Below are 9,555 nucleotides of genomic sequence, written 5' to 3'. Positions count from 1 at the left end.
GAGGCGCCCAGGTCGGTGGCGCCGATGCCGGTCAGTGATCCGTTGAATGCGCCCAGTGGCGTTCGTACGGCACTGACGATAACTGCCTCTTTCATATTATCTCCTTAAATCGATGAACTGCTGGCTCGGCCAGTGTTCCATCGGATGCCTAATAGCTGATTTTAGTGTTAAGTGTTAAGTGTAAAGTGTTAAGCAGCGGATCGGGGCCGATTATAGGTTAAAATAGACAACCTACCCTCGCTTAACACGTAAAACTGTAAACTTAACACTCTCCATCACATATTCCGCCGATACTGCCCACCCACGGCATACAGCGCGCCGGTAATCTGCCCCAGACTGCAGGTTTTGACCGTTTCCATCAGTTCGGCGAAAATGTTGCCGCCGGAAAGGGCCACTTTCTGGAGCCGCGCCAGGGCCTCGGGGGCCTGGTCCGCGTGGCGGGACTGGAACGCGGCCAGCCGCTCAAGCTGGGATTCCTTCTCCTCGGGGGTTGCCCGGGCCAGGTCGATACAGGATGCACCCTCCAGCATATCGGCACCGTCGGCATGGGGATCGCGGAAGGTGTTGACGCCTACGATGGGATACTCGCCGGTGTGCTTGAGCATCTCGTAGTACATGGACTCCTCCTGGATCTTGCTGCGCTGGTAGCCGGTTTCCATGGCACCCAGCACGCCGCCGCGGGCGGTGATCTTGTCATATTCCATCAGCACGGCCTCTTCCACCAGGTCGGTCAAGTCGTCGACGATGAAGCTGCCCTGGTAGGGGTTTTCGTTCTTGGCCAGTCCCCACTCCCGATTGATGATCAGCTGGATGGCCAGTGCGCGGCGCACCGACTCCTCCGTGGGGGTGGTGATGGCCTCGTCGAAGGCGTTGGTATGCAGGCTCTGGCAGTTGTCGTAGATGGCGCACAGGGCCTGGAGGGTCGTGCGGATGTCGTTGAACTGGATGTCCTGGCTGTGCAGGCTGCGTCCCGAGGTCTGGATGTGGTACTTGAGCATTTGACTGCGTAGCGAAGCGCCGTATTTCTCCCTTAAGGCCACGGCCCAGATGCGGCGGGCCACCCGCCCGATCACCGTATATTCCGGGTCCATGCCGTTGGAAAAGAAAAAGGAGAGGTTGGGCGCGAAACTGTCCAGGGGCATTCCCCGGGACAGGTAGTACTCAAGGTAGGTAAACCCGTTGGCCAGGGTAAAGGCCAACTGGCTGATCGGGTTGGCTCCGGCTTCGGCGATATGATAGCCGGAGATCGAGACCGAGTAAAAATTACGGACATTCTTGGCGATGAAATATTCCTGGATGTCGCCCATCATCTTGAGGGCGAAATCGATGGAGAAGATGCAGGTATTCTGGCCCTGATCCTCCTTGAGAATATCGGCCTGGACGGTACCGCGCACGTTCTCCAGGACCATGGCCTTGATTTTATCATATTGCTCGGCCGAGGGGGCGTGGCCGTTTTCCTGGGTGTATTTTTCCACCTGCTGGTCGATGGCCGTGTTGAGGAACATGGCCAGCATGATCGGCGCCGGGCCGTTGATCGTCATGGAAACCGAGGTGTTGGGCGCACACAGCTCGAAACCGCCATAGAGCACCTTGACATCGTCCAGGGTGCAGACGCTGACGCCGGAATTGCCCACCTTGCCATAGATGTCCGGGCGGCGGTCCGGATCGTAGCCATACAGGGTTACCGAGTCGAACGCCGTGGAGAGCCGCTTGGCCTCGCTGTTTGCCGAGAGCAGCTTGAAACGCCGGTTGGTGCGTGCCGGATCGCCTTCGCCGGCGAACATGCGCGTCGGGTCCTCGCCCACGCGTTTCATGGGGAAGACGCCGGCGGTGAAGGGGAAATAGCCGGGCAGGTTTTCGCGTCGCAGCCAGCTGTAGATCTCGCCGGGGTCCGTGAAGCGCGGCAGGGAGATCTTGGGGATTTTCTGATGGGAGAGGGACTCGGTATAAAGCGGTACGCGAATTTCACGGCCACGCACCGTGTAGACCAGCTCGTCGCCGGAGTAGGCCGCACGGGTGGTCTCCCATTCCTTGACCAGGGTTTCGCTGTCCTCATCCAGATCGGCACGGGCCTTGTCGATCTCCTGCTTGAGGCGCGTGATCAGGTCACCGGTGCCGCCGTCGAGTCCTTCTCCGCTGAGGGCTTGGGCCGTCTCCTCCAGGTGCCAGACTCGCCTGAGCGCTTCTGCCTGGCTTTCCGTATCGCGGTGGTAGGCCCTTACGGTTTCGGCGATCTCGGCCAGGTAGCGGGTGCGTTCGGGGGGGATGATGATGGTTTTGGAGCTGGACTGTTTGGCGGCCGGCCGTGGCAGGCGCGATGTAAAGGCGACGCCGGTTTTGTCCTTAATGGTGTCCAGGAGGGCATGGTACAGGGCGGTGACGCCGTCGTCATTGAATTTGGAGGCGATGGTGCCGAACACCGGCATGTCGTCGGGCGACCGGTTGAAAACCATGCGGTTGCGCTGCACCTGTTTGCGGACATCACGCACGGCGTCCTCGCCGCCACGCTTCTCGAATTTGTTGACCACCACGAGATCGGCGAAATCGAGCATGTCGATCTTCTCCAACTGGGAGGCCGCACCGAAATCGCTGGTCATGACATACATGGAGAGATCCACCATGTCGATAATATGGGAATCCCCCTGGCCGATGCCGGCGGTTTCGGCGATGACCAGATCATAGCCGGCGGCCTTGACCAGGTCGAGCACTTCGGCCAGGGCGTCGGGGATTTCGGTATGCGAGCGGCGCGTGGCAATGGAACGCATGTAGACCCGCGGGTTGCCGATGGCGTTCATGCGGATGCGATCGCCCAAAAGGGCGCCGCCGGTCTTGCGCCGGGAGGGGTCGGCGCTGATGATGGCGATGCGGATATCCTTGAGGTCGTGAAGCAGGCGCAGGATCAATTCGTCCGTCAGGGAGGACTTGCCGGCACCGCCGGTGCCGGTGATGCCGATGACCGGCACCTTGCGATCGCCGATATGGTCGATGAGTGCTTCGCGGAACTGGGCCAGGTGGCCGTTTTCCTTGGCCTTGGCCTGTTCCAGGGTGGTGATCAGATTGGCCACGCGCAGCTTGTTGTCCGCAGTCAGATCGTCAAGGGAGAGGTGCGTCTCATCCGCCCGGGGGAAGTCCATCAGCTGGACCATGTGGTTGATAATTCCCTGCAGGCCCATGCGCGTACCGTCTTCCGGCGTGTATATTTTGGCCACACCGTAGGTTTCCAACTCCTTGATCTCATCCGGCACGATGACGCCGCCGCCGCCGCCGAACACCTTGATGTGCGACGCGCCGGCATCGCTTAACAGATCCACCATGTACTTGAAGAATTCCATGTGGCCGCCCTGGTAGCTCGAGATGGCGATGCCCTGGGCATCCTCCTCGATGGCGGCATCGACGATCTCCTTGACGGCGCGGTTGTGGCCCAGATGGATGACCTCCACGCCCGTGCTCTGCAAGATGCGCCTGAAGATGTTGATCGAGGCGTCGTGGCCGTCGAAAAGTGAAGTGGCCGTAACGACGCGTACGTTGTTTTGGGGCCGGTAAACCTGGGTGGAATCGTTCATGCATCCTCCTGTGGCTGGTCCTGGTGATGGTCGCCGCCGAGCGGGTGGCTTTCTTTGAATCCCCCATCAGGCCGATGCGGTCCTGCGGGATTCGCGGTTGAAAGCTGCTGTGATGGCGGGCGACGAATTCAGGTCGCAGCATCAACGAAACGATTGGGATTGATATTCCCCCGGAGCGTGCGGTGCAAAATGTGCTCCCGCCGTTTTCCGGGCATGCATTATTTATTTAATCGCGTTCGTATTCAAGCCCTCTTTTGGGTGCTCGTCGAAATCTTCCGCGAAATTCCCGGATGCGATGCGGATCGGGCGGTGTTTGCGGCTTACTGGGCGTTCTCCCGGCACATGCCCAGAATGTTCTGGGTCTGAAAGGCGATATATTCATCGATACTGTAATGATTGGCCAGAAACCAGCGCCGAAAGGTCCACATATGACCCAGCACGGAGATCGTATGGGCCACCAGGTCCAATTGGCGCGAGGCGATCCGCGGCAGCGCGCCCACCGCCATGAGGTTGGCCAGCACGCGGGTGAAAATGCCGGTGATGCGGATTTCGTTCTCCAGCACCACGCGTCGCCATTTGTCCGGCAGGGATTGGGTTTCCTGATAGATCAGCAGAATGTGGTCGCTCATCTGGTGGCAGACCAAGAAGTACTCGCGGATCACTTCCGCCAGAGGGTTGTTTCCCTTTTTGGCCCGTTCCAGCGCTTCGGCCACCCCATGCTCGATTTCGGCGTGGATGGCGTCGCACACCAGGTAGAGCACATCCTCCTTGGTGGCGATGTACTCATACAGCGAGCCGATGGAGATGCCGGCCGCCTGGGCGATCTGACGTGTTGTGGTTTTGTGGAAACCGTTCTGAATGAACAGGTTCACCGCGGCATCGACGATTTGCCGGCGGCGTTGTTCCACCAGCGCCTGATTTTTTACCAGGGTCGGAATTTCCTTGGCTTGGCCTTTGGGGGCAACCATGGGCAACACCTTGAAGTGACGATTCTGGATGGACACTGCATCGCCAGTTAAAACAGTTATCGAAAAAAAACCGAGCGAACGCTCAGTCGTATGTATGATTTAAGCGACTTCGGTTTGCTTTGTCAACTACAAATTGTGAGCCGGCTTCAGTCTTCGCCATTCGAGTCTTGACCGATTTGTGCGATCAGTGGTAGCAATAAATAGAATCGTCCCGTATTTCATGCGACTTGCGTGTGGGCGGAGCTGGCGGCGGCCCATCCCCGAGGCACTGCGTTGCGGGTGGCATTGACGCGGTAACATTCCAAAACAGCGGTTCACCAATTAGGATGGACCGGTTCTCATCCGGATCGCGACCTTTCTTTTTACGTTTCTCATTCGACTTGAAGTACGGGTTTTACCTGCGATGAATGGGTTTATATGCGCCGTTTTCACCCAGCCTAACCCCTTGTAATCTCCGAAAGGCGGTTCCCATGACCCGATTTCTCAACCGTGAGCATTTCCCGGCAGGCGCCAAGGCGGCCGGGCAACTGGGCGACGCCCTGGATGCGATCCTCGCCCGGGATGGCCGCAGCGGCATGCTTCCCATGCTGGCCGGTTATAAGCAAATCCTTGCCGACAACCGACGCAAGGATGAATGGGATGCCATCAACGAGAAGTTGATGACCCTGTTCAAATGCGGCACCGCCGCGCCCCTGGACGGCCCCATGATCGGGGTCTCCATTTCCATCCGGGACAGCGACTACTTGGCGCCGGCCGCGGATCGATTGGGCACGGGCCGCTCCGCCCTGGCCCGGCTCGAGTGGATGGCCAGCCTGTGGAACCTCACCTTCGGGAAGTCCGGCATCTGGATGGGGAAGACCTTCGAACCGGTAGCTCCGGAGACCGTTGCCCAAAAATGTGAAAACCACCCGGCGACCGTGGCGGCCTTCGATCCGGCGACGACCCGCATCGGCCGTAATTTCTTCCGCCAGCCGCACAATCCCTCGCTCTTGCAACTGGCCGGCCTGCCGGTGCTCACCCGCCTATGGAACCTGAAGGATCGTCCCCTGTCTGTCGAGGCCGGGGAATTCGACAGCGTCATCCTGGCCGATAATCTGGAGAAGGAAAAGGCCATCCCCTACACGCACACGGGCGGTATTTTTCTGGCGCAACCCGGCCATTCGATCGTCGCATCCATGAATGAAAAACCGGTCTACCAACTGAACTACCGCTGGCCGGCCCTGCATCCGGTCTATCCCATGACCCGGCTGATCGACGAGCTGGTCCAGATCGACGAGGGTGTTTTTCTGGGGCAATTGGTCATGGCCACGCGCCACTACAGCCTGGGGACCATTGATCTTTTGTCCGGCCTGATTCCCGGAGCGGGTGCCCTGACCCTCGGGGAGGCGTACGATGCGTCTGCCCCCCCTGACGACTACGGGTATCAGAACAACGGTTTCTTTCTGATGATCGATACGAAAAAAGGCGCGGCAGGCCTATGCGGACGACGCCTTTGCCTTCCTGCGCCCCCATCCCGGCGAAGTCGGATATGCCGAACTGGGGTACGACCAGGCGCCGCCGCTGCCCCACGGGACCCGGTCGGGGGCCGTGGGCGGTCGCATCAACGATTGGCGCACCGGCTGGCAGGCCGATGCGGCCCTTCAGCAGAAATTTACCACCTTTTGCCTGGAAGCCTCAACGCGGCCGGATGACGGCGATGTTACCGAATTGCTCCGGGACGGCGAGTCCATCCTGCAGATGCTGCAGCGCATCCAGGGCGAGATCAGCGCCCAGACGCGCTACGAAGACCACCTGGCCCACTTTGAAAAATTGAACCGGCTCTTTCGCCGCGGGGTGGCCCCCACGGTGGAGAACGGCTGCTTTAAGGGCGGTCTTGGCCAGGGGTTTAATGTGCGCTTCAGCGGGCTGCCGGATCGCCAGTGGTACGGCGCCCCGGAGCCGCTGGAAGCATTCGACTATTATCACGGGGCGACCCTGAACCTGCACTGGGGCTTCGGCGACACCCTGCGCGCGGCCTGGGAGCGGTCCGTCGACGAGCTGGCGCTTCTTCCCGCAGCACTGGCCGAGGGCTTCCACCATGCCGGTCATGCGCCGAATTTGATCGACCAGGTCTGGGCCGGCATCGGCCGGTTCATCTTCCCCTGGGCCGGTAAATCCTTCGAACGGGTCAGTGGCCGCAAGCTCAGCATGCTGCTCGACGAAAGCGATGACCTGGCCGAGCGCTATCCCGAACGTCCGGGCGCTGAAAACCCATGCGGCCAGTTGGCCGCACTACGACCTGGTCAAGAAAAACGCCAGCCACCACTGGGATCGGCCGGGCATTTACGCCGACCACCTGCGCCAGGGGCCCTGGGACAACGGCATGGGCGCGGCGGACAAGGACTTCTGGCGTCGCCTGGCCAGCGACACCTATGTGTTCGGCAACAATATCCAGGATTCCCGCATCATTGCGGCGGACACCGTGATGCACATGCTGGACATGAACTACCGCACGCCGGAAGAACCGTTGCTCGCGCTTGCCGAGAGCGGACCGTCACCGTTTGTGCGCGTGGGGTTCATTTTCCTGGGGGCGGCCCATCAAACGTCCATCCTGCCCATGAACAACGGGCCCGGGAAGACCAAAACGGTTTTTCAATTTCACTACCGCTTTCCCATGATCGGGGGGATGGCGCCCATCGGCACCTGCCTGGATGAAATCGTTCAGATCGCCGATGGCCTGTTCCTTGGCCAGCTGATTTACGCCACGTGTCTCACCGAACCGTTCCACTCGTCCGTTGCACCGGATGCTTACGCCTACCAACTGTTCGGCTATTTTCTGTTGCTGGACAACGACTGGGAGTATCATCGGCAGGCCATCGGACTGGACGTCCTCGGGTGAGAACCCCCGGACCGATCGTCGACCGGGGCGTCCCCGGCCAGGGAACCACTGCAAGCGCAAGGAGAGATGCCATGGCACCATTGAAAGATATCGGACTCGCTGAATATACGCTGGAAAGGCTTCCCCGCCTGGCGGAACTGCGTCGGCTGGCCTTTTCCCGCAAGCCCGAGATTTGCATCGAACGGGCCCGTTATGTCACCAAATACCTCAAGTACCGCGACGACCCCAAGGATTCACCCGAGCTGCGCCAGGCCAAGAAGGTCAGCCATTTTCTGCGGCGTAAGCGTCCCTGTTTTCCCGACCGTAACCTTTTGGCCGGAACCACCACCAGCAAGCCGCTGGGGGCGCCATTGTTTCCCGAGTTCTTCGCCCTCGCCCTGTGGCCCGAGCTGGAGACGGTCTCGACGCGCCAGAAAAATCCCCAGATTCTGTCATCCGAGGATGCCCATGAACTCAACCAGCTGATCTTTCCCTTCTGGATGGACCGCAGCGTGTTGGAGGTGGCCAAAACCCGTTTCGAGAACCCGGCCTGCCTCAAACTGTTCGAAAGTCTGGTTTTCTTCATTGCCGGCAAGGCCGGCTGCATTTCCCACTGCGTTCCCACCTACGTGCCCATGCTGGAAAAAGGACTGTCGGGCCTGATTGCCGAGGCGGCCGCCCGCGAGACCGAGGCGGCCAAGGCCGCCGGCGGCGAGAATGCACCCACCGTGCAGTTCTACCGCGCCATCCAGATCGCCCTCCAGGGAATCATCGAATACGCCACCCATCTGGCCGAGGAGGCCGACCACCTGGCCGGGGTCAGCGACGATCCGGAATTGAAACGGGAGTACGCCGAGATGGCCGCCGTTTGCCGTCAGGTCCCGGCCCAGCCGGCCAGGACCTTCAGGGAGGCGGTCAACGCCATCTGGATCTGCCAGGTCGGGATTCATGCCGAGAACATCAACATGGCCATGAGCCCGGGTCGCCTGGATCAGGTGCTCTATCCCTACTACCGCCGCGACATGGACGCCGGCCGGCTGGACATCGCCGGGGCTGTGGAGTTGATCGGCTGCCTGTGGTTGAAACTCGCCGACAACGTGATCATGGTGCCGGAAGCCTCGGAGGAGATGTTCGGGGGTGCCGGCACCGTGCCGGCCGTCACCCTGGGCGGGGTGGACCGCGACGGCGAGGACGCCGTCAACGACCTGACCTATATCCTGTTGCGGGTTACCGAGCTGCTCAAGGTCCGTGACCCGAATGTGAATGCCCGCTATGATTATGAAAAGAACCCGCAAGCCTATCGGGATCGGGTGTCCGCGGTGATTCTGAACACCCGCGCGGTACCGGCCTTTTTCAACGATGCGGCCAACATCAAGGCCCTGTGCGGCCAGGGGGAGACGCTGGCCCATGCCCGCGACTACGCGGTGATCGGCTGCGTGGAGCTGGCCAGCAGCGGCCGGGATTATCCGCCTCCAGCTCGATCATGCTCAACCTGTCGGCCGCCATGGAGATGGCCCTTTACGGTGGCCGGCGGCCCATCACAGGCGCGACCCAGATCGGTCCGGTCACGCCGTCGGGCGCGGCGGTCACCAGTTTCGCCGCGTTCTGGGAAGCCTTCAAGCAGCAGTTGGACTGGCTGATCGACCAGGCCGTGCAGACCAATGAGATGCTGGGTGCCGTGCACCAGGAGATGATGCCGTCCCCGTTGCTCTCGGCCTTTTTCGAGGGTCCCCTGCAAAGCGGCCGTGACTTGATTCGGGGCGGTGCGATCTATAACTCCTCCGGGGCCACGCACATCGGGTTTGCCGACACGGTGGATTCCCTGAACGCCATCGAGTCCGCCGTGTTCATGGACCAGCGTGTCAGCTTTACCGACCTGGTGAAGGCCATCGAGAACGATTTCGGCGGCGCGACGGGGAGAAGCTGCGGCAATACCTGAAGAACCGGACGCCCAAATTCGGCACGGAGCATCCCATTGCGCGCAAAAACGCCCAGAACCTGATCGGGCACCTTTTCCACACCTACCAGTCCCGCACCAACTACCGGGGCGGACGTTACCGACCGGCCTACTGGACCATGACCAACCATGCCGGGCTGGGCGGCATCAGCGGCGCCATGCCCAACGGCCGCAAGGCCGGCGAGCTTTTTGCCAGCGGCATCACCCCGG

The 9,555-nt window shown here is 60.8% G+C and carries 8 protein-coding genes; 5 read left to right on the top strand and 3 right to left on the bottom strand.

From position 1 onward, the window contains the following. Positions 1-275: 275 nt before the first annotated feature. The gene (gene icmF, locus JCM12296_RS29410) at positions 276-3,563 is read right to left on the bottom strand and encodes a fused isobutyryl-CoA mutase/GTPase IcmF (RefSeq protein ID WP_054700456.1); all 3,288 of its coding nucleotides are present in this window, start codon (positions 3,561-3,563) and stop codon (positions 276-278) included. Positions 3,564-3,883: 320 nt separating this feature from the next. Next, positions 3,884-4,567, bottom strand: a complete 684-nt coding sequence (locus JCM12296_RS29405; protein WP_306304159.1) for a TetR/AcrR family transcriptional regulator — start codon at positions 4,565-4,567, stop codon at positions 3,884-3,886. Between the two features lie 434 nt (positions 4,568-5,001). On the opposite strand from JCM12296_RS29405, the gene JCM12296_RS29400 reads away from it, so the two are divergent. Beyond that, a complete protein-coding gene (locus tag JCM12296_RS29400) occupies positions 5,002-6,222 on the top strand; it encodes a hypothetical protein (RefSeq protein WP_054700454.1) in 1,221 nt (406 codons plus the stop codon). Here the strand turns inward: JCM12296_RS29400 and JCM12296_RS29395 are convergent. Next, entirely contained in the window at positions 6,206-6,496 is a 291-nt protein-coding gene (locus JCM12296_RS29395; RefSeq protein ID WP_157068002.1) for a hypothetical protein, read from the bottom strand. The genes JCM12296_RS29400 and JCM12296_RS29395 overlap by 17 nt on opposite strands. A 241-nt stretch (positions 6,497-6,737) precedes the next feature. On the opposite strand from JCM12296_RS29395, the gene JCM12296_RS29390 reads away from it, so the two are divergent. The 4 genes from JCM12296_RS29390 to JCM12296_RS51005 all read left to right on the top strand — a co-directional run. Next, a complete protein-coding gene (locus JCM12296_RS29390; RefSeq protein ID WP_054700451.1) occupies positions 6,738-7,409 on the top strand; it encodes a hypothetical protein in 672 nt (223 codons plus the stop codon). Between the two features lie 71 nt (positions 7,410-7,480). Then, positions 7,481-9,028: a pyruvate formate lyase family protein gene (locus JCM12296_RS29385; RefSeq protein WP_054700449.1), complete on the top strand. Its 1,548-nt coding sequence runs from the start codon at positions 7,481-7,483 to the stop codon at positions 9,026-9,028. Continuing rightward, complete coding sequence (locus tag JCM12296_RS29380) at positions 8,926-9,327, top strand: pyruvate formate lyase family protein (protein ID WP_281492194.1); 402 nt, start codon at positions 8,926-8,928, stop codon at positions 9,325-9,327. Before JCM12296_RS29385 ends, JCM12296_RS29380 begins: the two co-directional genes overlap by 103 nt. Further along, the coding region (locus tag JCM12296_RS51005) for a pyruvate formate lyase family protein (protein WP_218188346.1) at positions 9,312-9,555 on the top strand (244 nt) is incomplete at its 3' end. The genes JCM12296_RS29380 and JCM12296_RS51005, both read left to right, overlap by 16 nt.

It is taken from the genome of Desulfosarcina cetonica JCM 12296 (assembly GCF_001311845.1).
GTDB lineage: Bacteria > Desulfobacterota > Desulfobacteria > Desulfobacterales > Desulfosarcinaceae > Desulfosarcina > Desulfosarcina cetonica.
Note: the sequence above shows the minus strand (reverse complement) of the source record. Positions and strands in the feature narration are given on the sequence as shown.

What these genes read in the sequence shown, in the direction of transcription:
- icmF (WP_054700456.1), bottom strand. Translation starts at nt 3,563, where the DNA reads ATGAACGATTCCACCCAGGTTTACCGGCCCCAAAACAACGTACGCGTC.
- JCM12296_RS29400 (WP_054700454.1), top strand. Translation starts at nt 5,002, where the DNA reads ATGACCCGATTTCTCAACCGTGAGCATTTCCCGGCAGGCGCCAAGGCG.
- JCM12296_RS29390 (WP_054700451.1), top strand. Translation starts at nt 6,738, where the DNA reads ATGACCTGGCCGAGCGCTATCCCGAACGTCCGGGCGCTGAAAACCCAT.
- JCM12296_RS29385 (WP_054700449.1), top strand. Translation starts at nt 7,481, where the DNA reads ATGGCACCATTGAAAGATATCGGACTCGCTGAATATACGCTGGAAAGG.